Annotated in this window: 18 protein-coding genes; 4 read left to right on the top strand and 14 right to left on the bottom strand. The window is 61.0% G+C overall.

Going from position 1 to position 25,488, the window contains the following annotated elements; genetic code table 11:
• Positions 1-117 precede the first annotated feature (117 nt).
• Positions 118-744 carry a TetR/AcrR family transcriptional regulator gene (locus PKA57_RS09420; protein WP_324299871.1) on the top strand — a complete coding sequence of 209 codons (627 nt, stop codon included), beginning with the start codon at positions 118-120 and terminating at the stop codon, positions 742-744.
• A 75-nt stretch (positions 745-819) separates the two neighbouring features.
• On the opposite strand, the gene ettA is transcribed toward PKA57_RS09420, so the two are convergent.
• Positions 820-2,475, bottom strand: a complete 1,656-nt coding sequence (ettA, locus tag PKA57_RS09415) for an energy-dependent translational throttle protein EttA (RefSeq protein WP_324299869.1) — start codon at positions 2,473-2,475, stop codon at positions 820-822.
• A gap of 180 nt (positions 2,476-2,655) precedes the next feature.
• On the opposite strand from ettA, the gene PKA57_RS09410 reads away from it, so the two are divergent.
• A complete protein-coding gene (locus tag PKA57_RS09410) occupies positions 2,656-3,690 on the top strand; it encodes a hypothetical protein (protein ID WP_324299867.1) in 1,035 nt (344 codons plus the stop codon).
• Here the strand turns inward: PKA57_RS09410 and PKA57_RS09405 are convergent.
• The 7 genes from PKA57_RS09405 to kdpA all read right to left on the bottom strand — a co-directional run bounded on the left by PKA57_RS09405 (position 3,687) and on the right by kdpA (position 14,029).
• Positions 3,687-5,084 (bottom strand): MFS transporter, encoded by a 1,398-nt coding sequence (locus PKA57_RS09405; RefSeq protein ID WP_324299865.1) that lies wholly within the window; start codon positions 5,082-5,084, stop codon positions 3,687-3,689. The two genes, PKA57_RS09410 and PKA57_RS09405, sit on opposite strands and share 4 nt — an antisense overlap.
• A gap of 150 nt (positions 5,085-5,234) precedes the next feature.
• Positions 5,235-5,945 (bottom strand): TetR family transcriptional regulator, encoded by a 711-nt coding sequence (locus PKA57_RS09400; RefSeq protein WP_324299863.1) that lies wholly within the window; start codon positions 5,943-5,945, stop codon positions 5,235-5,237.
• A gap of 255 nt (positions 5,946-6,200) precedes the next feature.
• Positions 6,201-6,890, bottom strand: a complete 690-nt coding sequence (locus PKA57_RS09395; RefSeq protein WP_324299862.1) for a response regulator — start codon at positions 6,888-6,890, stop codon at positions 6,201-6,203.
• Complete coding sequence (locus PKA57_RS09390; RefSeq protein WP_324299860.1) at positions 6,887-9,571, bottom strand: sensor histidine kinase KdpD; 2,685 nt, start codon at positions 9,569-9,571, stop codon at positions 6,887-6,889. Before PKA57_RS09390 ends, PKA57_RS09395 begins: the two co-directional genes overlap by 4 nt.
• A gap of 14 nt (positions 9,572-9,585) precedes the next feature.
• A complete protein-coding gene (gene kdpC / locus PKA57_RS09385) occupies positions 9,586-10,194 on the bottom strand; it encodes a potassium-transporting ATPase subunit KdpC (RefSeq protein WP_324299858.1) in 609 nt (202 codons plus the stop codon).
• Positions 10,195-10,204: 10 nt separating this feature from the next.
• Positions 10,205-12,292 (bottom strand): potassium-transporting ATPase subunit KdpB, encoded by a 2,088-nt coding sequence (gene kdpB, locus PKA57_RS09380; RefSeq protein ID WP_324299856.1) that lies wholly within the window; start codon positions 12,290-12,292, stop codon positions 10,205-10,207.
• Positions 12,293-12,301: 9 nt separating this feature from the next.
• Positions 12,302-14,029, bottom strand: coding sequence for a potassium-transporting ATPase subunit KdpA (gene kdpA / locus PKA57_RS09375; RefSeq protein WP_324299854.1), 1,728 nt, complete (start codon positions 14,027-14,029; stop codon positions 12,302-12,304).
• Positions 14,030-14,635: 606 nt separating this feature from the next.
• Here kdpA and PKA57_RS09370 point away from each other — a divergent pair.
• Positions 14,636-15,862: an amidohydrolase family protein gene (locus PKA57_RS09370; RefSeq protein WP_324299851.1), complete on the top strand. Its 1,227-nt coding sequence runs from the start codon at positions 14,636-14,638 to the stop codon at positions 15,860-15,862.
• A 328-nt stretch (positions 15,863-16,190) separates the two neighbouring features.
• Here PKA57_RS09370 and PKA57_RS09365 read toward each other — a convergent pair whose 3' ends face one another.
• Positions 16,191-17,036 carry a DMT family transporter gene (locus tag PKA57_RS09365; RefSeq protein WP_324299849.1) on the bottom strand — a complete coding sequence of 282 codons (846 nt, stop codon included), beginning with the start codon at positions 17,034-17,036 and terminating at the stop codon, positions 16,191-16,193.
• Positions 17,037-17,114: 78 nt separating this feature from the next.
• Positions 17,115-18,458: an LLM class flavin-dependent oxidoreductase gene (locus tag PKA57_RS09360; RefSeq protein WP_324299847.1), complete on the bottom strand. Its 1,344-nt coding sequence runs from the start codon at positions 18,456-18,458 to the stop codon at positions 17,115-17,117.
• 275 nt (positions 18,459-18,733) lie between these two features.
• Between PKA57_RS09360 and PKA57_RS09355 the strand changes: the two genes are divergently transcribed.
• On the top strand, positions 18,734-19,360 hold the full coding sequence (locus tag PKA57_RS09355) for a TetR/AcrR family transcriptional regulator (protein ID WP_324299845.1): 627 nt from the start codon (positions 18,734-18,736) through the stop codon (positions 19,358-19,360).
• 518 nt (positions 19,361-19,878) lie between these two features.
• Here PKA57_RS09355 and PKA57_RS09350 read toward each other — a convergent pair.
• The 4 genes from PKA57_RS09350 to PKA57_RS09335 form a co-directional block, all read right to left on the bottom strand.
• Positions 19,879-20,544: a hypothetical protein gene (locus PKA57_RS09350; RefSeq protein ID WP_324299844.1), complete on the bottom strand. Its 666-nt coding sequence runs from the start codon at positions 20,542-20,544 to the stop codon at positions 19,879-19,881.
• Between the two features lie 219 nt (positions 20,545-20,763).
• On the bottom strand, positions 20,764-21,021 hold the full coding sequence (locus PKA57_RS09345) for a hypothetical protein (RefSeq protein WP_324299842.1): 258 nt from the start codon (positions 21,019-21,021) through the stop codon (positions 20,764-20,766).
• 621 nt (positions 21,022-21,642) lie between these two features.
• A complete protein-coding gene (locus PKA57_RS09340; protein WP_324299840.1) occupies positions 21,643-22,758 on the bottom strand; it encodes a WYL domain-containing protein in 1,116 nt (371 codons plus the stop codon).
• Positions 22,759-23,051: 293 nt separating this feature from the next.
• Positions 23,052-25,145 carry an AAA family ATPase gene (locus PKA57_RS09335; RefSeq protein WP_324299839.1) on the bottom strand — a complete coding sequence of 698 codons (2,094 nt, stop codon included), beginning with the start codon at positions 25,143-25,145 and terminating at the stop codon, positions 23,052-23,054.
• Positions 25,146-25,488 lie beyond the last annotated feature (343 nt).

The raw sequence follows: 25,488 nt of genomic DNA, 5'->3' as shown, positions 1-25,488 counted from the left end.
TATTTTGAATACCATTCAACTTTAGAAATCTAAGTGGGTGCCCTGTTCGCGGTCAAACAATTTGTGTAGCTTTCAAATTCCGGTCAAAAGCCAGCCGCCCGATCAAGAATCGCATCCATGTCCGCAACGCTTGCGAAGAGAACGACGCCGCGCCAGGGGCGCGCCCGCATCCGCGTCCAGGGGATCCTCGAAGCCGCCACCAGGCTCCTGGTGGAAGCAGGCTATGACGCGCTGACGACCACGCGCGTCGCCGAGGAAGCGGGCATCAGCGTCACGTCGCTCTATCATTACTTCGCCAACAAGCGGGCGATCGTCGCGGAGCTGACCGGGCACTTCGTCCGGCACCGCAAGAGCGATCTCGACATGCTGATCGAGCGCGCGAACCGGGGCGAGCCCTGGCCGGGCATCGTCGACACGCTGATCGACGACCTCACGCAAGCCTATCGCGCAGCGCCCGTCACCGCCGTCATCCTGCACGCGCTCAAGGCCGATCCCGAACTTCGCAAGCTCGACGACCGCATCAACACGCAGGTAGCAAGGCAACTGACCCGTCTCCTCGAAGCCATGGGCATTGCGAAGCGCCGGGCCTCGACGCTGGCACGGATCGCCACCATCATGCTCGATGCCTATGTGATCGAGGTCGTGCGCGTGCCGCAATCGGCGCTCGGCACTCTCTCGCGCGAATTCAAGAACGTCCTCACGGCCTATATCGCTCTCGACATGACCGCCGCGCCGCGGCGCTGATGCCAGACGAGGCGCAAAAGAAAACGGCGCGGGAGAAACCCCCGCGCCGTTATGTCTTCGATCCTGTCCGCCTTCTCAGCGGCTGAAGCGCTTGTACTTGATCCGGTGCGGGATTTCCGCCTGCGGCCCGAGGCGACGCTTCTTGTCCTCCTCATAGTCCTGATAATTGCCCTCGAACCATTCGACATGGCTGTCACCCTCGAAGGCGAGGATGTGCGTCGCGATGCGGTCGAGGAACCAGCGATCGTGGCTGATGACGATGGCGCAGCCCGCGAAAGCCACGAGCGCGTCTTCGAGCGCGCGGAGCGTATCGACGTCGAGATCGTTGGTCGGCTCGTCGAGGAGAAGCAGATTGGCGCCCGATTTCAGCATCTTCGCCAGATGCACGCGGTTGCGCTCGCCGCCGGAGAGAACGCCGACCTTCTTCTGCTGGTCGCTGCCCTTGAAGTTGAAGGCGCCGACATAGGCCCGGCTCGGCATGGTGATCTTGCCAAGCTCCACAATGTCCGTGCCGCCGGAGATCTCTTCCCAGACCGTCTTGTTCGGATCGAGATCGTCGCGGCTCTGGTCCACATAGCCCATCACCACCGTCTCGCCGACCTTGAGCGTACCGTTATCGGGCTTCTCCTGCCCCGTCAGCATACGGAAGAGCGTCGTCTTGCCGGCGCCGTTCGGGCCGATGACGCCGACAATGCCGCCGGGCGGGAGCTTGAAGGAGAGGTCGTCGATGAGCAGACGGTCGCCGAACGCCTTGGAGAGGTTCTCCGCCTCCACCACCACGCCGCCGAGGCGCGGACCTGCGGGAATGACGATCTGCGCCTTGCCTTCCTGCTGGCGGCCTGCCTCCGCGAGCAGTTCGTCATAAGCGCGGATACGCGCCTTGCTCTTGGCCTGGCGGGCCTTCGGGCTCTGCCTGATCCATTCGAGTTCGCGCGCCAGCGTGCGCTGCGTCGCTTCGTCCTGCCTGCCCTCCTGCTCGAGCCGCTTCTGCTTCTGCTCGAGCCATGAGGAATAGTTGCCCTCATAGGGGATACCCTGGCCGCGATCGAGTTCGAGGATCCAGCCCGTCACATTGTCGAGGAAATAGCGGTCGTGAGTGACGAGAATGACCGTGCCCTTGTACTCCTTCAGATAGTTCTGGAGCCAGGCGACGGATTCAGCGTCGAGATGGTTGGTCGGTTCGTCGAGAAGCAGGAGATCGGGCCCCTCGAGCAGCAGGCGGCAAAGCGCAACGCGGCGCTTTTCACCGCCCGAAAGCTTCGCCACATCCGCATCGCCCGCCGGGCAGCGCAGCGCATCCATCGCCATTTCGATCTGGCTGTCGAGATCCCAGAGGTTCTGCGCGTCGATCGTGTCCTGGAGCTTCGCCATCTCGTCGGCGGTCTCGTCGGAATAGTTGACCGCAATCTCGTTGTAGCGGTCGAGAAGCGCCCGCTTCTCCTTCACGCCGTCGAGCACGTTCCCGAACACGTCCTTCGTCGGGTCGAGTTCGGGCTCCTGCGCGAGATAGCCGATCCTGGCGCCATCCGCCGCCCAGGCATCGCCGGTGTAATCCTTGTCCACCCCGGCCATGATCCGCAGCAGCGTCGATTTACCCGCGCCGTTGAGGCCGACGACGCCGATCTTGACGCCCGGCAGGAAGGACAGGCGGATATCTTTCAGAACCTGCTTGCCGCCCGGATAGGTCTTGGACAGGCGGTCCATAACGTAGACATATTGATAGGATGCCATAGGCGGTTCGCTCTCGACGGTCTGGGGAATGTCGGGCCTCTTCTAGCCGATCGCGCCACGGGCGGCAAATCGGCCCTCGCCGCCCGGCCGTCCCTTTGGCTGTAGGCCGAAGCGGCGGGCGGTTATATGCTCGCCGCCGGGACAAGGCATCCGGACATCGCCAAGGCGGGAAGAAACAGAATGACTGCACCGACGGCCTTCGAACTGGCCAGCACCCGCAGGATAGAGATCGCGGCCCTCGCTCTCATGGGGCTGGCGCTCTATGCCGTGCTCAATCTCGGTCTTCTCGCCGCCTTCCTCGCCGGCGTGCTCGTTTATGAGCTGGTGCACATGATGGCGCCCTATGTTCACATTCCGGGCCTCACGCACCGGACGGGCAAGGCCGTGGCGCTGGCGCTTCTCGCCTTTATCGCAACGCTGATCCTCTCCTCCGGCGTCGCGGGCCTTACCGCCTTCTTCACCGACAGCTCCGACAACGTCGTCATCCTGATGCAGAAAATGGCGGATATCGTGCTGACGGCGCGAACCCATTTCCCCGCCTGGGCGCAGGACATGCTTCCCGCCACGGCGCAGGATTGGGAACGGGAAGCCGCGCAATGGCTGCGGGCGCATGCCGGCGTCCTGCAAAGCGTCGGCGAGAATTTCGGCCGCATCGTCGTTCACATCATCGTCGGCGCGGTCATCGGCGGTCTCGCCGTGCTGGGCGAGGCGACGCCGACGCCCGCCAATCTGCCCCCGCTCCGGGGAGCGCTGCTCGGGCGCGCGCAGATCCTCGGCAATGCTTTCCGCCGCGTGGTCTTCGCGCAGGTCCGCATCTCCGCGCTCAACACGACCCTGACGGCGCTTTATCTGGCGGCAATCCTGCCTGCGATTGGCATCAATCTTCCGCTTGTGAAGACCATGATCGCCGTCACCTTCATTGCCGGACTTCTTCCCGTCATCGGCAATCTCATCTCGAACACGGTCATCGTGATCGTGAGCCTCAGCGTTTCAGCCTCGGCCGCCATCGGATCGCTCCTGTTCCTCGTCCTCATCCACAAGCTCGAATATTTCGTCAATGCGCGCATCATCGGCACGCAGATCCGCTCGCGCGCATGGGAAATGCTGATCGCAATGCTGGCGATGGAAGCGTGGTTCGGCGTGCCCGGCGTCATCGCCGCGCCGATTTACTACGCCTATGTGAAGGACGAGCTTTCCGCGCGCGGCCTCATCTAGCCGCGCTCGAGCCCCGCAAGCCGCCAGGCTGCAAGCCAGCCGAGCCCGACCACGGGCACGAAGGCCGCGAAGAGCCAGAAGCTCCCCGCCGCCGCCGTCGTCGCGTCTATGCCATGGACGAAGCCGAGCAGATTGGCGATGGCGCCTGCGCCCGCCGAGCCGGCCGCGCCGCCGACAAGCTGCATCGTCGGCACGGCGGAAGAGGCGACCGCCCTCTCCTCTCCGTCGACGCTCGAAAGAATGCGCCGCGCCATGAACGCCCAGGCAAGGCCGAAGCCGCATCCCATGATTATGGCGCTGGCGACGATGGCGGCCACGGGGCCGCGCGGCATCGCGATCGCAAGCCCCGCCACGCCTGCAACGATGCAACTCGCGCCGAGGCGGATGAAGAAGCCGTGCCACCTGTCGGGCAGGCTTGAAACGGCGAGCGCCGCCAGCGTCCAGGCCATGGCCTCCGCGCCGATGATATATCCGGCGGCAAGCGGCGAACTCCCGTAGAGCGCCTGCATGATCGCCGAGCCATAGACGCTGAAGCTGATCGTTCCGGCCGCGAGAAGGAAGATCATCGCATAGCCTGCCCCGGCGGCCGTTGCGGGGTTCCCGGTCTGGCGCGGCAGAAGGGGCGCGCGAGAGCGCGCATCGAAGCGAACGAACCAGAGGAGGAGCGCAAGACCCGCCGCGCCGAGAGCAAGCGCGCGAGCGGCGTCCGGAAGGAGCCCCGCCGCCGCGATGGCGAGAATGCCAGACGTCAGGATCGCAAGCTGCCGGATCGGAAGCGGATGGTCGTCCCGTTGCGGATGCCCCTCTCCAAGCAGCGCGAGCGCCGCCGCCGCAAAGCCTGTCCCCTGCACAGCGAAGAGCCAGAACGACCACCGCCAGATGCCGGCTTCCGCGAATATGCCGCCGATCAACGGGCTCAGCAGCGTGGCGACGCCCCAGACGCCCGAAATGGACGCAAGCACCCGCGCCCATAGATGCTCGGGAAACATCGTTCCGATGGCGACATAGCAAAGGCCGACGACCCAGCCTGCGCCCACGCCCTGGAGGAGCCGGCCGACAAGGAAGCTCGCGATCTCTGGCGCGATCGCGCTGACGACGCATCCCGCCGCATAGACGATGGCCGCCATCGCCAGGGCTCGCCGCACGCCGAACCGCATGGAGAATTGCCCGGCGCTGGCGCCCGCCACAATCGAGCCGAGCAGATAGCCCGCAATCGCCCAGCCGAAATAGGCATAGCCGCCAATGTCGCGCGCCACGCTCGGCATGATCGTGGCCGTCATCAATGCGTCCGCTGCATTGAGCCAGACCCCGAGGCAGAGAAGCGCAAACCGGGCGAAACGCCCCTCCCGCAACAGATCGCGCCAGCCGTCCTGCCGCCCCGCCTCGCTGCTCATTTCAAAAGCCACCCGTTCCGGAATTTTCGTTGCGGCAACGCCCTCATTGTCCGGCAGGCATGAGGCTCACCCGAACCGGGACCCGGATTCTGTAGCAGGAATGAAAGAGTTTGCGAGCCCGAACGGAAGCGCCTGAGGGTTATGCGCGCTTCATCGGCGTCCGCCCGCCAGGCCCGCCGCCTGGTTGCGCAATTCGATCGACGCCCGAATTTCGGAAAACTCGCCGGGGCGCGCATGCTCGGGCCGGTGCAACCCGGCTTCCCCCTCGACCGGCGCTTCAAGCAGCGCCTCGATCGTGTCGATGAAATTGTCCATGGTGGACTTGATCATCCAGAAATCGCGGGCCTTGCCACCCGCATCGACCGCCGAAGCGCGGGTCGCGACGGTCGCCCCAAGATAGATGCCCATGAAGACGAGGCGCTGATCGAGAACCCGTTCGGGAATATGTGGCAACAGCTCCCTTATGTACTTCAGGCACTCCCGATAGCCGGAATCCCACTCACCGCCTTGCAGCGCTCTGACGATAATCTCGCGGTGGTTCATCGAAAGGGACGCGACGAAGCGCATATAGGTGCCGTCCTGCTCCCTCGTATCCGTGCCGCCGATCGACGGCCAGACGAGCACCTCGATGACTTCGCGGAGCGTCTTCGGCCCGCCATCGCGGTGAAGATGGGCGAGCATCTCGTTGCGCCGCTCATTGATGACCTTCGCGCCGTCGATCACGAGTTCGCGGACCAGCGCTTCCTTCGTGCGGAAATAGTAATGCAGGGAGCCGACATTACGCTGCCCGGCTTCCGAAACGATCTCGCGGATCGAGACCCCATCGACGCCGCGCTCCGCAAAGAGCTTCAAAGCGGCCAACTTGATACGGTCTCTTGTTTCGTCGCCTCTCATGCTGACAGCACGCCCCCGCTTCAATTTCGCAGCGATCCTAACAATTTGACATAATAACACGTCTTTTGCCGGAATGTGCGTCAGACGAACAGCCGTATGCCCCAATTTGAATAAAAATTATGTGGATGATTTATGCAGACGCACAAATAAAGTGCTGATGACCGCAAGCGGACCATCGCGGCATATCCGGACGAACTGACGCCAATCGCAGCAGGCCTGCCGTCATTCCGCTCTCAGCCGGTAGCCCACTCCCGTTTCCGTCAGTATATGACGCGGGATCGTCGGGTCGGCTTCGAGCTTTTCGCGAAGTTGACGGACATAGACGCGCAGATACTGCACGTCTTCCGTATGGGCGGGCCCCCAGACTTCACGAAGCAGGAAACCATGCGTCAGCACCTTGCCCGCATGCATGACGAGAATGCGGAGCAGATCGTATTCGCGGGCCGAGAGTTTCACCTCCCGGTCCCCGACCGTGACGATGCGTCGCACGAGATCGACGGCGAGATCACCGCTGCGGAAGACCGGCGCCTCGCCCTGCGCCTGAAGCCTGTGGCGCATGGCGGCCCGGATGCGGGCGACCAGTTCCTCCATCCCGAACGGCTTGGTCACGTAGTCGTCGGCGCCGAGATCGAGCGCATGCACCTTGCCCTTCTCGTCGTTGCGCACAGAGAGAACGATGATGGGGACCTGCGACTTCTCGCGAAGTCTTTCGATAACCGAAAAGCCGTCACCGTCCGGCAGGCCGAGGTCAAGAATGACGAGATCGGGCTCGTCCTTCTGCGCCCTGGCCAGCGCCTCGGCGCCGCTCGCCGCCTCTGAAAGCCGGTAGCCCTGCGCGCCGAGGCTCGTGCGCAGGAAGCGCCGGATCTGCGGCTCGTCGTCAACGACAAGAATATGCGTCTGGGCGCTCATGGCTGACCTCCGCCCATGGCTGCGGGCAGCATGACGGTGAATTGCGCCCCGCGCCTGTCCGTCCGATTGGCGGCCGTGATGCGCCCGCCAAAGGCCTCGACGAAGCCGCGGCAGACAGCAAGCCCGAGCCCCGTTCCTGCCGGACGCTGATCACCCGCGCGGACGCGGTGGAACTTGTCGAAGATATGCTCGATCTCGTCGGGCGGGATGCCCTCGCCTTCATCGCTCACGCGAATGAGAACCTCGTCATGCGCGCGCTCCGCGCTGATGCGAACGAGGCTGCCGGGGCCCGAATATTTGGCCGCATTGTCGAGGAGATTGAAGATCACCTGTTCGAGCAGAACGGAATCGGCGCGAACAGGTGGCAGGTCCGGCGACAGATCGACCTCCACGCGATGCCTCGCCAGCAGGCGCGCCGCGCGGCGCAACGCCGTTTCGACAAGCTCGCCGATCTCGACGCGGTCGGCGCGGATGTTGAGTGCGCCCGCCTCTAGCCGCGTGATATCGAGCAGGTTTCCGACAAAGCGATTGAGGCGCTCTGCCTCATCCTCGATGGTCGCGATCAATTCACCCCTCTGCTTGGCATCGTAACGGTCGAAATAGCTTCTGAGGCTCGAGACAGCGCCGATGATCGAGGCGAGCGGCGTTCTGAGATCGTGCGAAATGGAGGTGAGGAGCGCGCCGCGCAGCCGCTCCGTCTCACTCATGACGCGCGCATTGTCGATATCCTCGGCAAGCCGGATGCGCTCGATCGAAACGGCGATCTGGTCGAGCAGCGCATCGAGGAGCCGCCCTTCGTCGGCGGTGAAGAGCGGGCCCGGCGCCTCGCGATCCAGACCGACAACGGCGAGCATTCCGCTTGCGGTCCTGATCGGCAGAAAGAGCCGCTTCGCTCCGGGCAGCGTGTTCGAGCCGCGCCCCGCCGGGCACTGGTGATCGAAGGCCCAGCGAGCGGCGGCGAGGTCCGCCTCGTCGGCGACATCGTCCGGCGGATAGCCCGCCGCGACGCTCATATGGCCGTCGGCGGGAAAGAGAAAGACGACGCGCAGCTTCAGCATCGAGGCGATCTGGAAGGATGCGGCCCAGAGAAGATCGTCGAGATCGTTGATCCCGGCGAGCTTGCGGCTGAAAGAGTTGAGTTCCGTCGTCGTCTTGATCTGCGCCTGCGCGACGACGATCTGGCGACGCGTGCGGGCCGTCAGATTGCTGGTGAGAACAGCCACCACGGTAAAAAAGATGAGCGCCAGGACATTCGCCGGATCGGTGATCGTGAATGTGTAGAGCGGCGGCAGAAAGAAGAAATTGTACGCGAGCGTGCTGAGGAGCGAGGCAAAAAGCGACGGCCACAAACCGTAATTGACGGCCGTGAAGAGGATCGCCGCGAGGAAGACGAGCGAAATATTGGGAAGCGGCGCGACGAGCTGGATGAGCCTTCCCAAGACGATCGCAAGACCGATGGTCAGTGTACTCACCGCATAGGGCATCGGGTCGATGCCGTCGCCGACGGCGCGCGTGCGGATGGCCCTTTCGGTGGACCCGGCATCGCCCGGCACCACATGAATGCCGATCATGCCCGCATTGCGGATGAGCGAGCCTACGAGAGTGGGCCGGAAGGCCGCGAGGAAACGACCGCCGGCCGGCCGCCCGAGAACGATCTGCGTCACGTTGTTTTCGCGCGCATAGTCGAGGATCGTGTCGGCCACATGATCGCCCGAGAGCATGACGGCTTTCCCGCCGAGCTTTTCCGCGAGGCGGAAGGCTTCGCTCAACCTGTCGCGCTCGGCCTCGCTCACCGGAACGTGACCGAGCGTCTCGACATGGATCGCCGCCCAGTTGCAGCGCAGCCGGTCCGCCGAGCGGCGCGCATAGCGCACAAGGCCGGTCGATGCGGGCCCGCCGTCGATGCAGACGAGAAGCCGCTCATCCGTCGGCCACGGGCCCGCGATCGCATGAGCGCGCATATAGTTCAGCATCTGCTCGTCGACACGCTGCGCCGTCCGCCGAAGCGCAAGCTCGCGCAGCGCCGTCAGATTGCCGGGCGAGAAATAATGTTTGAGCGCGCGCTGCGCTGCGTCGCGCACATAGACCTTTCCTTCATGTAGGCGCTGGATCAGCACCTCTGGCGTGACATCGACGACCTCGATCTCGTCCGCCCGGTCGATAATCGAATCCGGTACCGTCTCGCGCACGCGAATCCGCGTGATCTGGGCCACGACGTCGTTGAGGCTTTCGACATGCTGCACGTTGAGCGTCGTGTAGACGTCGATGCCCACATCGAGCAGTTCCTCAACATCCTGATAGCGTTTGGGATGGCGCGATCCGGGCGCATTGGTATGCGCCAGCTCATCGACGAGAACGAGCGAAGGCCGTCTCGCGAGAACGGCGTCGATATCCATCTCTTCCAATATCCGGCCCTTGTAGGACACACGCGCCCGGGGCAGCGTTTCGAGGCCGCGCGCCAGTCGCTCCGTCTCCGCGCGGCCATGCGTCTCGACGATACCGACAACGACGTCCGCGCCTTCCCTATGGCGCTCGGCGCCGGAGCTGAGCATTTCATAGGTCTTGCCGACGCCGGGGGCGGCGCCAAGGAAGATCTTGAGCTTGCCCCGCCCTTCCGCTGCCGCCTCCACGAGCAGGGCTTCGGGTGCGGGTCGTCTCGCCGTCTGGTCGATGCCTGCCATATGGCCCTGTCGGATCAGCGCACCATTTTTGCCGTCGCGGCGTCGAGCGCCATGTTGAGTTGCAGGACGTTGACCGACGGCTCGCCAATAATACCGAGAGTCCGCGGCCGCGTGAACTGACCGACAAGCGCCTGAAGCCGGGCTGGATCGAGATTGCGGGCCTTTGCGACGCGGGGCACCTGAAAGAGCGCGGCGGCGGGCGTGATGTCCGGGTCGATACCGCTTGCCGAGGTCGTCACAAGATCGACCGGGACGGCCATGCCGGGATTTTCGCCCTTCAGCCTTTCGGCATCGCTCCGAATACGCTCGATCAGCGCCTTGCTCGTGGGCCCGAGATTGGACCCCATCGAATTGGCGGCATTGTCTGGAAGCGCAATGGTGTTACCCTTCTCGTCGGTCCCCGTCGTCGCCGAGGGGCGCCCGTGAAAATAGTCGGCACGGACGAATTCCTGCCCGATGATCCCGGAGCCGATCACCGTTCCGTTCCGCAGGATGAGGCTGCCCTCCGCCTGATGAGGAAAGATCGCTTGTGCAAGGCGCGTCATGCCGAGCGGGTAGATGATGCCAAGCACCACGGTGAAGAGGATCGTGAGAGCGATGGCGGGACGGATTTCCTTCAGCATGACCTGCACCTCATGCAAGACCGATGGCGGTGATGAGAATGTCGATGAGCTTGATGCCGATGAAGGGAACGATCACTCCGCCCGCCCCGTAAATCAGCAGATTGCGCATGAGGAAGGCGGCGGCGCTGCGCGGCGTGTACCGGACGCCGCGCAGGGCGAGCGGGATCAGGGTGATGATGATGAGCGCATTGAAGATGATCGCCGACAGGATCGCGCTTTGCGGCGTCGCAAGGTGCATGATGTTGAGAACGCCGAGGCCGGGATAGAAGGCCGCGAACATGGCCGGAATGATCGCGAAATATTTGGCGACGTCATTGGCGATCGAGAAGGTGGTGAGCGTTCCGCGCGTCATCAGCAATTGCTTGCCGATGGCGACGACCTCGATGAGCTTGGTCGGATCGCTGTCCAGATCGATCATGTTGCCCGCCTCGCGGGCGGCCTGCGTACCCGTCTGCATGGCGACGCCGACATCGGCCTGCGCGAGCGCGGGGGCATCATTGGTGCCGTCGCCGCACATGGCGACGAGCTTTCCCTTGGCCTGCTCCTCCCGGATGAGCCGCAGCTTGTCCTCGGGCGTTGCCTGCGCAAGAAAATCGTCGACGCCCGATTCCGCCGCGATGGCCGCGGCCGTCAGCGGATTGTCGCCCGTGATCATGATGGTGCGGATGCCCATGCGGCGCAGCGCGGCAAAGCGCTCGCGGATACCGCCCTTTACGATATCCTTGAGATGGATGATGCCCAGGATCGCCTGATCCTTCGCGACCGCAAGCGGCGTGCCGCCGGAGCGCGCGATGCGGTCGACGGCCTGCTGAAATTCCTTCGGCACCACGGCATCCGGCGCCTCGGCGCGAATGAAACCAAGAATCGAGTCGGCGGCACCCTTTCTAATCCTGTGCCCTTCCATGTCGATGCCGCTCATGCGCGTCTGCGCAGAGAACGGGATGAACTTCGCATGCAGACCGGCGAGCTCGCGGCCGCGCAGGCCATATTTTTCCTTGGCGAGCACGACGATGGAGCGGCCCTCCGGCGTCTCGTCGCTGAGGGAGGAAAGCTGCGCCGCGTCGGCGAGCTCCATCGCGCTCACGCCCGGCATGGCGACGAATTCGCTCGCCACCCTGTTTCCGAGCGTGATCGTGCCCGTCTTGTCGAGCAGCAGCGTGTCCACATCGCCCGCGGCCTCGACCGCGCGGCCCGACATGGCGAGCACGTTGAACTTCACAAGCCGGTCCATGCCCGCGATGCCTATGGCTGAGAGAAGCGCGCCGATGGTCGTCGGAATGAGCGTGACGAAGAGCGCGACGAGCACCGTGACCGGAACGGCGCCGCCCGCATAGCTGACGAAGCTCGGGATCGTGACCGTCGCGAAGAGGAAAATGATGGTCAGACCCACCAACAATATGTTGAGCGCGATTTCATTCGGCGTCTTCTGCCGCTCCGCGCCCTCGACGAGATGGATCATCCGGTCGAGGAAGGTCGAACCCTGCGCGGCGGTGATGCGAACCCTGATCTGATCCGACAGAACGCGCGTGCCACCTGTGACGGCGGAACGGTCGCCGCCGCTCTCGCGGATGACAGGCGCCGACTCGCCCGTGATGGCGGATTCATCGACAGAGGCCACGCCCTCGATGACCTCGCCGTCACTCGGAATGAGATCGTTCGCCTCGACAAGCACGATATCGCCGACCGCGAGCCGGGATGCAGGGACGATCTCGTAGCCTGCGCCCTGCCCGCTTATCAGCTTGGCGATGGCTTCCGATCGCGTGCGGCGGAGCGCGTCGGCCTGCGCCTTCCCGCGCCCCTCGGCGAGCGCTTCCGCAAAATTGGCGAAAAGCACGGTAAACCAGAGCCAGAAGACGACCTGGGCGGTGAAACCGATATGAGCGCCGCCGGCAGCGACATCGCGCAGCAGAAGCACGCTTGTCAGCCCGGCCACGATCTCGACCACGAACATGACCGGGTTTCTGACCAGCTTTCGCGGGCTGAGCTTTGCGATTGCATCGATCGCCGCCTGCCTGACGAGATCGCCCTGAAAGAGCGACGCCGTGCCGAGCCGATGGGACGATGCCTCACCGCCTGCCGGGTGATGAACGAGCGACATGATCCATCCTCAATAAAGCGTGCCCCGGATCATCGAAAAATGCTCGACGATCGGACCAAGCGAAAGCGCGGGAAAATAGGTAAGGCCGCCGACGATGATGATCACGGCGACGAGGATCGCAACGAAGAGCCCGCCATCGGTCGGAAATGTGCCCACGGAGAAAGCCACCCGCTTCTTGCGCGCGAGCGAACCCGCGACTGCAAGCATCGGGACGATCATCCCGAAGCGGCCGAGCGCCATCGCGAGACCCAGCGTGATATTGTAGAAGGGCGAGTTTCCGGAAAGACCGCCGAAGGCGCTGCCATTGTTGCCCGTGGTCGAGGAGAAGGCGTAAAGGATCTCGCTGAAACCGTGCGGTCCCGGATTGCCAATCGCCGCGACACCTGCCGGCAGGGCGCTTGCAAGGGCGGTGAAACCTAGCGTCGAGAACGGCAGAATGATGATGGCAAGCGCCGTCATCTTCACATCATAGCCCTCGATCTTCTTTCCGACATATTCCGGCGTGCGCCCGACCATCAACCCGGCGATGAAGACGGCGACGATGGCGAAAAGAAGCATGCCGTAAAGGCCGGAGCCAACCCCGCCGAAGATGATCTCGCCAAGCTCCATGTTGACGAGAGGCACAAGGCCGCCGAGCGGCGTGAAACTGTCATGCCAGGAATTGATCGCGCCGCAGGAGGCATCGGTCGTCACTGTTGCGAATAGCGCGGAATTGACGATGCCGAAGCGGACGTCCTTGCCTTCCATATTGCCGCCCGGTTGAAGCGCAGTCTGCGCCTGATCGACACCGAGCACAGCGATGTTCGGATTGCCCGCGGCCTCGAAATGATAGGCAAAGAGCGCGCCGGCGAGGAAGAGCGCGCCCATGGCACCGAACAGCGCCCAGCCCTGCCGTTCCTGCCCCACCATGCGCCCGAAGACATTTGTGAGCGCCGCGCCGATGGCGAAGATAAGAACCATCTCGACGAGATTGGTGAGGGCATTGGGGTTCTCGAAGGGATGCGCCGAATTCGCATTGAAGAAGCCGCCGCCATTGGTTCCCAGGATCTTGATCACCTCTTGCGACGCGACGGGACCGACGGCGATGGTCTGACGTGCGCCTTCAAGCGTCGTCGCATCGACATAGGCGGCGAGCGTTTGCGGCATCCCCTGCCAGACGAAGAAGAGGCCGACAACGATGGATACGGGCAGAAGGACATAGAGAGAGCAGCGTGTGAGATCGACCCAGAAGTTTCCGATGCCGCTTGCCGATGCGCGTGAGAAACCGCGAATGAAGGCGACCGCCAAGGCGATGCCGGTCGCCGCCGAGACGAAATTGTGCACAGTGAGGCCCGCCATCTGCACGAAATAGCTCAGCGTCGTTTCGCCGCCGTAGTTCTGCCAGTTGGTATTGGTGACGAAGGAAATGGCGGTGTTGAAGGCAAGCAGCGGATCAACATTCCCGAGGCGTTGCGGATTGAACGGCAGATGAGCCTGCAGCCGCAGCATGGCATAGAGAAGAAGGAAACAGGCGAGGTTGAAGAAAAGCATAGCTCCGCCATAGCGCAGCCAATGCTGATCGTCCTTCTCATCGACGCCCGCCAGCCTGTAGAAGAACACCTCGACAGGCCGCAGGACGGGCGAGAGAAAGACGCGCTCTCCCGCAAAGACGCGCGTCATGTATCCGCCGAACGGGCGGGTGATAAGAACGACGATCACGCAGAAGATCGCGATCTGGAGCAGGCCGTTCGCTGTCATGACCCGCCCTCAGAACTTCTCGGGCATGGCGAGCACGACCAGAAGATAGCCCAGGATGAAAAGAGCGACGCAACCGCCCAGAACGAGTTCGAAACTCATGGCGCCTCACAAATGGTCGCAAAGAAAGAGATAGCCAAGGAAGGCCGCGAAACAGGCCAGCGCGAGGGCAAGCATTCCGAGATCGAGCATGGTGAGCCTCTGCCTTGCCGCGACGCGCCGGGCGCGCTTCAACCTTGGCGAACGCAACGATTGTCGGCGATCACACCATCAAAATTCGAGAGGGACTTCGGGCTCGATCAATAAAGAACGTATAAAGATGGGTACGCCGTCAGGGGTAGCTCATGGTGACTGGCTGATCTGCGCCCTCGGCATGGCGGCATGCGGCGCGTTATATGTTCCGCTGGCAGCCTCAGCGAGAATGAGCTTGTCCAGTTTCGGGGCTGATGCTATCCGGCCCCGACCCTGAACCATCCCGGCTTCCAAATTCCGGCTTCACGCACCGGACGCTAACGCTGCGCATTGACACAAAGCCCTTATCAACAAACAGTTCGCCTCTGGCCGCCCGCGGTAATTGCGGCACGGCTCGCCGGCGACATGGAGCGTACGATGCGGCTACTGATCGAGAATGCAAATATCTTCAACACGGACAAACTGACATTCACGGGAGAAGCTCCGCTCGTATGTGAAAACGGCCGGATTGTCGCCGTCGGCGAGAAAACACGCACGGCGGACCGGACGATCGATGCACGGGGGCTTTTTGCGCTGCCCGGCTTTATCGATGCTCATGTTCATTTCCGTCTGGCCACCCTGAATTTCGCGCGTCTCAGCCGGTGGTCCGAGGTGGAATTCGGCATCGTTATGGCGACGCTTTCACGAGAAACGCTGGAGCGCGGCTTCACAACCGTCCGCGACCTCGGTGGCGATGTGACGGGGCTCATCCGCGCGATTGCTGCAGGCGCGGCGGAAGGACCGCGCATTGTCCGGGCGGGACGTATGCTGTCCCAGACCGGAGGTCACGGGGATGTCGACAGCGACACGCGCCTTGTTCCGTCCTGCGCTTGCCACATGCCGCATTCCGCCTTCGGCATCATCGCGGACGGAGTGGACGCCGTAAGAAAGGGCGCGCGACATCTGTTGAAGGAAGGGTCGGACTTCCTGAAGATTCATGTTTCAGGCGGCGTGGCGACGCCCACCGACCCGCTTGAATCCATTCAGTATACGCCCGAAGAGATTGCGGCCGTCGTCACCGAAGCGCGTCATCGGGGAACGTATGTGGCGGCGCACGCCTATCTGCCGGAAGCAATCATAATGGCGGTCGCTAACGGTGTTCGTTCGATCGAGCACGCCAACATGCTCGACAAGGATTCCGCGGCGGCGATTGCGGCTCATCGGGCGATCATGGTGCCGACCCTGGCGACATACGAGGCCATGGAGGCGTTCGGCCCATCGCTAGGGCTACCCGAGCAGAATTTGAAGAAGAACAAGCAGGTTCTCAGCGCCGGCCTCACATCGCTCGAAATTGGACGGGCCGCGAATGTGACCATGGGATTCGGCACCGACCTGATCGGTGAGACGCAATCTCGTCAGAACAGGGAATTTGCAATTCGCGCGGAAGTGGAGCCCGCAACCGACATCCTGCGATCGATGTACCAGATCAACCCCGTTCTTTGTCGGATGGAGGGTGAAATCGGCACTCTGTCCGAAGGAGCATATGCGGACATCGTACTTTCAAGGGTCGATCCCTTGAAGAAGATCGCCGATCTCGCAACGCCGGAAACTGCTCTGGAGTACGTCATCAAGGCCGGTGCGGTGGCCTGGAGCAATGCTGCCTGAGCTTTTTTTTCGTCAATCCAGCGAATAAGTCTGCTTCACGAAGCGCCGATTGAAATTGTAGGGACAGATTGACCCTGATTCATCCCATCATCGAGATGGTTAGCTTTTCTGACAGTCACAGATTCGTTTCACGGGCTCAAAGTGATTCAAAAGATCGCTGGTGCAGGCTGAATTGACTTGGACGTCGTAAATGTTTGATTTCATTCACGTGCTGTCAGCGAGTTTCTGGACGCCTGCTATCGTTAAATCTGCCCGCCTTGCGCCAAAGCGGTCATAGGCGGATTGCCGGTAATTATGCATATGGACATGCAGACGAAGCCCCAGCGATTCATCGGGCGCTTTTCATCGACTGGCTCCAGAGCACGAGCGATATTCCGCTTATCAGTAGGATTGTTGCAATGACAAGCCGCAAGGATATCGGTTCGCCCAGGAACAGCACGCCGCCGACTGCAGCGATCGCCGGAACAGACAGCTGGACGCTCGCCGCCCGCGTGGCACTCAACAAGGGCAATGCCGCATACCATATGACGTAACCCATCCCGGACGTGATTGCGCCAGAGGCAATCGCCAATGCAATTCCATATGGCTCCAGTGAGGCAGAACCAAAACTCAGAATGCTCAAGACCAACGCAAGGGGGAGCGCATACAAGAAATTCGTCGCGGTCGTTGCGGTCGGGTCGACGGCTCCTCTACCGCCTAGCGAATAGAAACCCCAGGCCATTCCTGCGATTCCCATCAGGACCGCGCCAACGGGATTGGGCACAGAAACCCCGGGGAGCAGAAGCACCACAAGCCCGCCCACAGCGATGACTAAACCCGAAGAAATCATCAGAGAGAGTCTCTCTCCGGCAAAGAGCGCTGCGCCGATCATCGTCAGCTGGACGGCACCAAAAAGAATGAGGGCGCCCGTTCCTGCGTCCAGATATCGGTATGAAAAAGAGAAGCAGGCCATATAGGCAAAAAGAGATCCGACGGTTTTCCAGTTTGGCCGATGAATTACAAATGTTGACCGACGGACAAGAAGGATACCCAAGAGCGCAATTGCACCGGCTACCAATCGAATTGATGTGAATGATGCAGCATCAATATGATGCCCCTCCAACGCCAGGCGGCACAGAACAGAGTTCGCTGCAAATGCAATCATCGCGATTGCAGTCAGAATTATGAGCTTCAAAACGGCCTCTGTGCCGGGAAGGGTGAGATCTGGACTGTGGGGTGGTCGTCCAGCGAGCGTGACACTACAGGGTCAAGATCAAGCGCGATATCGTGCCGCCGGGTGCGAGGCGGAAACTCGGGCGCCTTCTCCAAACAGTTTGTGTCGCATGGTGCCGTTCGTATATGCGGTTTTGTAGATGCCCCGTTTTTGCAGCTCAGGCACCACCATATCGACAAAACTATCGACTGATTCAGGCATCACGGTGTAGGCAAGATTGAAGCCGTCTATTCCCGACACTTCAAACCAATGTTGAAGCTTGTCGGCGACGGCCTGCGGAGACCCAACCAATAGTTCTCCAGCTCCGCCAATCGTCAAAGCGTCTGCCCATTCGCCTACCGTTGCCGCGCCAAGAGATTTCAAAGCGGACTGAATTGCATTGGACTCAACCTGCTCAATGGTCGCGTCCATATCCAGTTTGGAAAGGTCCATGCCCGTCCACCCTGAGAGCAATGCCAACGCCCCCTTCTTGTCACCATATTTCTTGTAGTCATTCAGTTTTTCCTCTGCCTCCTTGTCGGTAGGTGCAACAATCACAGTAACGACAGAGAAAATTTTGAGGTCTTCCGGTTTGCGTCCGTTATTGACGGCCTCCTGGCGTAATTTCTTGACAGCGATGGCTTGCGCTTCCGGGGAGTTTCCACCAATGAACACACACTCCGCATGAGCGCCCGCAAAGGCCCGCCCCTTGTCAGATGAGCCGGCCTGAAACAATACTGGTGTACGCTGCGGCGACGGCTCACAAAGGTGCACAGCCTCAAGTTTGAAATACTTGCCATCGTGCTTGATCGCGTGAACCTTGGAAGGATCAGTGAAAACACCTGTTTCCTTATCCTTCAAAACAGCACCCTCTTCCCAACTCTGTTCCCAAAGCCGGTAGACAATTTCCATATATTCAGCGGCGATTTCATATCGCGTGTCATGTGCGGTTTGTTGCTTCGCTCCCACACCTTTCGCGGCGCTGTCCAAATAACCGGTCACAATGTTCCAGCCCATACGTCCGCTCGTCAGGTGATCAAGCGAAGAAATCTTGCGCGCAAAGCTGACGGGCGGCTCATAGGGAATTGACCCCGTGACTCCGAAGCAAAGGTTCTCTGTCACCGACGCCATGACAGGGACTATCGTAAATGGATCGTTGGCTGGAACCTGCGTCGCCGCGCGCAATGCGGCGTCAGGTGTTCCGCCAAAGACATCATAAACACCCGTTACATCAGCCAGAAAAATGCCATCAAACAGGCCGCGCTCCAGCGTCCGCGCCAGATCCTGCCAATACTTCATTGTGTTGAACTCTGATGAATTATCCCGCGGGTGACGCCACAAACCCTGAGATTGATGTCCAACGCAATTCATGTCGAACGCACACAGCAGCATTTCCTTCGGCACGGCTTTCCCCACTCTCAGAGCCAATCTCGCTTGCTACTAATGAGTTTTCTATCATTAAAAGGGATTGTCAAGGCATAATGATACTTCTATCATTACTGGCGACAGTCGCCCAAAGGTAAGGGAAATCATTTATGAAAAGGCTTTTTGGTGTTGCCATTATCGGCGGCAACATCTCAAGGATTGACCCGCGCATGTCTGGATTTCTCTCCAGGTCTTTCTCCCCCGACTTCACCTGCCTTATGTTTTCCGATTCAGCCATGTCTTCGGATCAATAGATGTCAGCGAACCCGACTGCACCCGCACCCAAACGAAGACGCTTGTTGCGTGAGGACAGGAAGAAAGAGCTGTTGGCCTCCGCCGTCCAGATCGCGGCGGATATAGGGTTGGGAAAATTGGTTCATGCGGAAATAGCACGCGCCAACAAGGTCGCTGTTGCGACCGTCTTCTTATACTTTCCCGATGCAGAGAGTCTGGTGCGCGCGGTCGTCGAGGAAGTCGGGATTTTTTACCGTGAGCAATGCGACCAATATCTCAAGGGGCGCGACGCTTCTCCCGGCGACTTGCAAAAGTATGGCAATGCCTTCGTGGACTCGATCGACACCCACCCTCAGTATGCGGCTGTATTTTTGCAATGGGCGGCAGCAGTCGGAAATGAGCATGGCATCTGGGACATGTTTCTGGAGCACATCAACTATCTGGAAAAGAAGATAACTCGGCGAGTGAAAGCGCTGCCGTTCGTCGCCACAGGCACCCGCGTTCAGCCTGTGGAGACCTTTGTTCAACTTTGGCTGGGTAGCGCGTTTGTCATCATCCGGCTGAAATTTTCCGGAACGAGCCAAAAGAAGTTGCGGCAGTTTCTTGATCAGACCTTTGAATTGTTGGTGCCGTTAAGTGAAAGTTGATGTTGATTAACTACCCCTTACTTGCGCATCGGAATATTGATCTGTTCAAGCATCCGGCGCTGCGACGGGCGGCAATGACGTGTCCGCTCTCAATAATGGTGCCATGGATTTCCTCAAGTATGGAACCTTTGCCGGCAATCCCCGGGCGTCAGCCCAACGATCGGATGAAGACTTTGCAGGCGGCGCAAGAAGGTACGCACCTTCGAGCCCTGCCTGTTCGGCCAGCACCTAAAGTCGCGCCTCCTTGCCTTCATTGGCTTGCATGCGTCACAGGAACTGTGGGGACAGGTTGGAAATGAATCAGCCAACCATTGATTTCATTGAATTTTTTCGGGAGCCAGTGAATCGTTTCGCAGACTTAATGTGATTCAGATGGGGTATCTTTCAAGTTCGCCTGACACAAAACAGTTAGGTAATTGATTTTGCTTCCTCTTCGCGAACACGCCGTTACGTAAAATAACTCTGCATCAGATGGCGTTGGTCTCGTCCTATCAGCTGGAATCGGGTTACCCCCGCCCTTAATCGACGACCGGATAAAATGGCCGCCCCCAATCCTCCTGAGGGTTGTCCATCATCAAGTCCACGAAAACCGGCATTAGGAAGGCGAGGATTGCGGAACCGTCTCGCACCTGCGCGCGGTTGACCCCGCTGTTCCAGGTCGACCCGCCATGGACCAATTGATTGCGCAGGACATAGAGCCGGTCAAAAACGAAGCTCAGAACGCGGACACTGTCACCAGCCTGGAATGCCTGTGCGAAGCTCCGCAATGAGGCCCTGAACTTTTCCTCCCAGTCCTCGAACCCATCAATGCCATTGTGATGTTGCCAGAACGGGTTGAAAACATAGCGGTTGTCCATGAGCATCCGCACCGGTCCGGAAAACCGTTGCCATAGTGCCTTGTAGATTCGCCGATTTTTGTCGTGCGTTACGACCCGACGAAAATAATCGACGAAAGCCGCACGTTCGCTGGAGGCAGCGGACTGAAACTCCTGTTCGTCAGCATAGGCGGCATTGAATGCAATCCAAAGAAAGATGAAGCGGGCATCTTCGTCGTCGCCGCAAGCCTCTGCCCGGCCGATCCAGCTGATGGCACGATGAGCGCGCAGGCCCATTGTTTCAGGAAAGCCATCGCGGATTGCGCGCTGTTTGGCTTTCAATGTCGCGTGGTCGAGAACATCCACCATTCACAGCCCCCTTGACAAGATCCAATCAAGGCAAGGCGTCGAAACCCGGCCTTCTATATCCATCGACCAAGGCGCGCAGTCCTTCAGGTGCGATGACTTCGATCTTGTCGCCGCACTGAGAGAGACGCCAGCCATTTCGAGCCACCCCGCTGCCTTGAACCGGACGACCTGGCTCCGATCATCCTGGGGCTCCAGGCTTTGCGCGGGATGGAAGCAAAATCAAGCCGCGCACTCTGCGGCCTCGGGCACGAAACACCAGAGGACCTCACCATACTGCGCTGGATCCTGGTAGAGGTCGATGGGCGAGCCGGCGCCGTCCTCCAAAGTGAACTCCGATGCGAAGGCGAAACTTTCGCCCATCACCTCGGCAGCATGAAGCCGGTCCATACGGAAGTTCAGTATCGTCTTTCTGCGCGCCGGTTGTCGCGCAACGTGGTAAATGCGGTGCCCGAACAACAACCCATGCGGCTCGACCACCCGGGGTGCAGCGTCTACGAGCCATAGGTGACCCGCAGGCGAAACCGTCCTCGCAGCGCCTCGATCACTGCATCGGTCAACTCGGCGCACATGGTGACGGTCGGACCGGGACGCATGACCCAGACCAGCCAGCACCGCGTCGGCTTCGGTTCGGGTCGCATCACGCGGTCTCGGCCGCGCTGTTGGTCCGTCGCTCAGATCGTCAAGTCCGTGGGCGTGGCGCGTGTCTCGCCTGATCCCTTGCGGCCCGTGCAGCTAATTCCAATGCTACGATCGTAGTTCCCTGTCACGGTTGCAGGCGCTCGGGCGGGGGCATCTCAAGCCGCTAGTACCTTCACCTATCCTCGGCATCTATCGTTATCACGTTGGCAGAGGCGCTTGCCAGCGCCTCCATCATTCGTTGTGTCGTTCGATACGACACTCCGAATCCGGAGCAAATGTCCTCTAGGCTGACTCCATCGCGCCGGGATGCGGCCATCCGCAGTGCCGTGTGCGATCTTTTGTTGGGCGCATGAAGGGAGAAGGACGGCGCAACGCAACGCATGCGCCAATCGGAAATCATCATCGTCACTTCCTACAACGCACAGCTGAACGCGCTGCGCGACGCGTTGCCTGCGTGACTTAACCCATGACAGTCCTGCGTATCGGCGTCTTTCGCTGGCGCTTCTGCCTTGAAGTCGTCAACTGCGTCGTATTCCGAATATCGGCAGCCAACTCGGTCATGCATTGCTTTAGCCGTGGCGGCTCGACAATGCATACGCTGCTTCCCCATGTCACCAGATGCCATGCCATTTCGAGAAGCCCTCCCGCGCGGAATTTGACAACAAGCGATCCGTCGGGCTGCTCTTCCATCGTCTGGGAAGGATGAAACAGGTATTCCTTCGCGTCACCCGCAGCTTTTGCTGAAAATTTCCAGACGACGTCTACGGGTTTTTCCTGAAACACGCCGAACGATCGCTCGGCATAGTCCTGAAGGGAAAAACGCCGCCGTCGAAAAGCACCATTGAGCAATTCCACACGCTCGATATTCGATAGTGCGAAATTCCGGAAGTCGCGCGCCTGAATGTTCTCGCTCCAGGCGACAAGGTAATGGCGGTTGCCATAGAGGAAGCCATAGGGATGTACGGTATCGAACCCGATCTTGCCCGAGCCCCGATACCTGTAATGAAGCTTGATCTTGCGGCCGGCGAGAATCGCCTGGCGCAAGATCGCTACAATCTCCGGATCGATCTTCGGCCGCGGGCCGGGACGCATGGCGATGCCTTCGGCTTCCGTGAGCGCTTCCAGATCAGGCGCAACCCGCGTCAGCGCGTCAGGCTTCATGTGGGCGCGCAGTTTCGAGATGGCGCGTCCGGCATTCTCCGCCTGCACGAGCATGTTGTCGCGTCGCAGCAGCGACACGCCTGCTGCGAGATCGGCAAGCTCCTCGGCGGAGACAGAGGCAAAGCCGGAGACGGTCCCTGTCGGAAGCCTCCAGCGCTTGGGAACCTCGCCGGAATTGGCCTGCTGCATTTGCGGGAAGACCCGCTCGATGGCATCCCGCAATCGCTCCGCCGTGCGCCGACTGAGGGGCCTGTCCGAATAGTTCAGCCGGATATCGTCAAGCGACAGGCCTTCGGCCGTCCCCTGCATATCCAGAGCGATCCGGAGAATGGTATCCGCTTTTTCGTAACGCACCGGTCCCCCGCAAGCCCCCCGTTTCGGCTCATATCCGCCAATCTTGCGGGCTGCCGTCATTGTACTGAAGTTCTCCCTGCAACTATGGTCCAGAGGGGCGCAAGATGGCAAGCATCTGCTCCCGCCGGCGCTGTTGTGGCGCCGCTTGGCCGCTGCCGTTCTGGCTCACAGACAGGTTTTTGTTCAGGCCACGATTGGCGGCGATTATTGAAATGGCTTCCGGAAGTCATGAAGTCTGTCCCTGCATCAGCGAAGGCACGACCGATCTCGATGGGAGTTCCTTCCAGAGAAGAGACCTCGCAGCCATAAAATATGGCTTTGGTGTCCGCCATGTTCTCCTGCCTACCCTCTGCTTAGTTTCGCCCGACGGCGAAGCCGATCGCTCTGGCCCGCATTCCTTTTGCATCCGCTTCCTCATCGAGCCAGTCGACGAGCACAGACGGAGTTGCGACACCGAAGAGGTCGCGCTTGCGGCGCACCGTGGCAAAATCGCCTGGCGTCAGGTCGTCGGCCAGAGCCCGCGGCGCGGCTATGCCAAAGAACTTTTGGAAAGCGAGATCGGCTTGGGCGGAGGTCAGCGGATCGAAACGCAGTTTCAAGGTGAAGCGGCGAAGCGAGGCCTGATCGAGCCGATCCATCAGGTTCGTGGTGCAGATGAACGGCAATGGATGATTTTCCATCCAGGTCAGCATCTCGTTGACCTGTGTGACTTCCCAGCTCCGCGCGGCGCTACGCCGGTCGGAAAGCAGGGAATCCGCCTCGTCGATAACCAGCATGGCGCGGCTTCTGCGCGCCGTCTGGAACGCTGCGGCGATCTGCTTTTCGCTGTCGCCGACCCAGCGGGACAGAAGATCGCTCGCCCGCTGCTGCATGACCTCCATGCCCAGACGCGAGGCGATATAACGGGCGAATTGCGATTTTCCCGTACCCGGAGCGCCGTAAAGACAAAGCGACCATTGACGTGAGGTTCCCGGAAGGATGAGCCGTTCCACAAGCGCCTCCAGATCGTTCTGACAGTTGACAAGCGCCGGGTCGAAATCGCGCGCATCGGCATCCGGGGCGCATGGCCCAATTCCAAGAATCTGGAGGACACCGCCCATCGCTTCCTCGACCGCGGCCTCGCCGCCGCCGGAGAGAGCGGCCGCCCGCGCGGCATTGGCGGCCACCGCCGGAGGAACCGCATAGCGGTCCGCGAGACGTTGTACACCCTCCTCGCTGAGTTCCGGCCCCGTCTCGCTCAGAATCTGCCGCCAGATGCGCGTCCGCACCAGCCGGTCCGGCGTCCTGACCTCGACGGCCATCGTCATGCGCCGCAGGACTGCCGGCTCGATCCCCGCGACGTCATTGCATGTCCAGACAATCGGGACGGTATTTTTCTCGATCATCCGGTTGACATAGACCTTTGATCCATCCCGCTGACGGGGAGCCAGAAATCCGAAAAAGGGAGTGTCTGATGCCAGAATATCTTCTGCCTCGTCGAGAAGGATAAGCGCGTCTTTCCGCTTGCCGAGAAGCTGGAGGGCCAACCTCAGCGCAGCGAGGCGCTCGCCGCGCGTCGGCTCGCCGCCTTCGTCGTCCGTTTCTCCGACCGACCAGATGCTCATGCCTGCCTGTGCCGCCAGCACCTTGGCAAGCTCCGTCTTGCCCGTGCCGACCGGTCCGTGAAGCAGTAGATTGACACCACTGGCATTGGTTTTGCCTGCGCCTGCAATCACCTTGGCCGCCAGATCGCGCACCGCACCCAGATGCGCGAAATCGTCCCATGCCAGCGGTGTTACAAGCGGCTGTCCAACGATCGCGGCAACCCACTCCCGCCGGGAGGCATAAGAGCGGTGCATGACCCTGCGAACAGGAGGTGAGAGCTGGAGGTACCCGCTATGCCCGCCGAGCCCGCTACAGAAACTGCCTTCCCCCAGACACAGAAGACCGCTGCTGATCAGCGGACTATCGGCTGCGATCCGGCGCCGAGCTTCACGGCGATCGATTCCGAGCAGAGCCGAGAGGGCACGTGAAGGTTCGTGAAGCCGTTCCAGAACCTCGTCGGCAAACCGTTCGAGGTCGCTGTTGCGCTCCATGCGCAGGAGCAAAAGAAAAGTCTCGGTATCGACCTCGTCCAGCCCGAACTCATCGCGAGCAAAAATCGCGTTGATGTCGAGACTTTCATCGCCGGGCGGTAAGACCGCAAAATGCTTGAGCACCTGCCGCAATTCTCGACGACGGCGGGCGAGGTCCCCGGCGCGAAAATAATCCTCGCCAACGTCCAGGTCCGGTTCGCCTTCCGTCCTGAGCTCTTTCAGCCGATTGAGACGCTCCAGTATGATCCTCTCAAGTGTCCCCGCCGCAGGACCCATCGCGCAATTCCGGACGTACCAGCCCAGCTCCCGGCGGGCGGTGTCGCCTGTTTTGTTCGATGCCTTGCGTGGTGATTTTCGATTGCTGCGTACCATCGTCTTCTCCGGGATATTTCAGAAGAGCATGATGGCAGGATGCGTCAGAAACGGACGTATCCCTTGCCGGGTCATCTTTCCCGGGCGGCATGACGCATCCGGACAACACCGGCAGACGATGGAGCACGATCGCGGCGGCAGATATCGGGCTGGAAGAAGGGGCACGTCGAGAACCAGGGGGGCCTGCGGCGCAAGCGCTTCGGCACGCCCCGGCTGCGGTTGAAGAGCCATGCCGAGCTCAACACCTGGCTGGAGGACCGCTTCCTCGCCCATGCTGGGCTCGCGGCGCGTCCCGAGCGCAAGGACCGGACGATCTGGGAGGTGTTCGAGGTCGCCGGCCGTC

It is taken from the genome of Parvibaculum sp., from assembly GCF_035325945.1.
Lineage (GTDB): Bacteria > Pseudomonadota > Alphaproteobacteria > Parvibaculales > Parvibaculaceae > Parvibaculum.
This window is presented reverse-complemented; position numbering and strand designations above follow the sequence as displayed.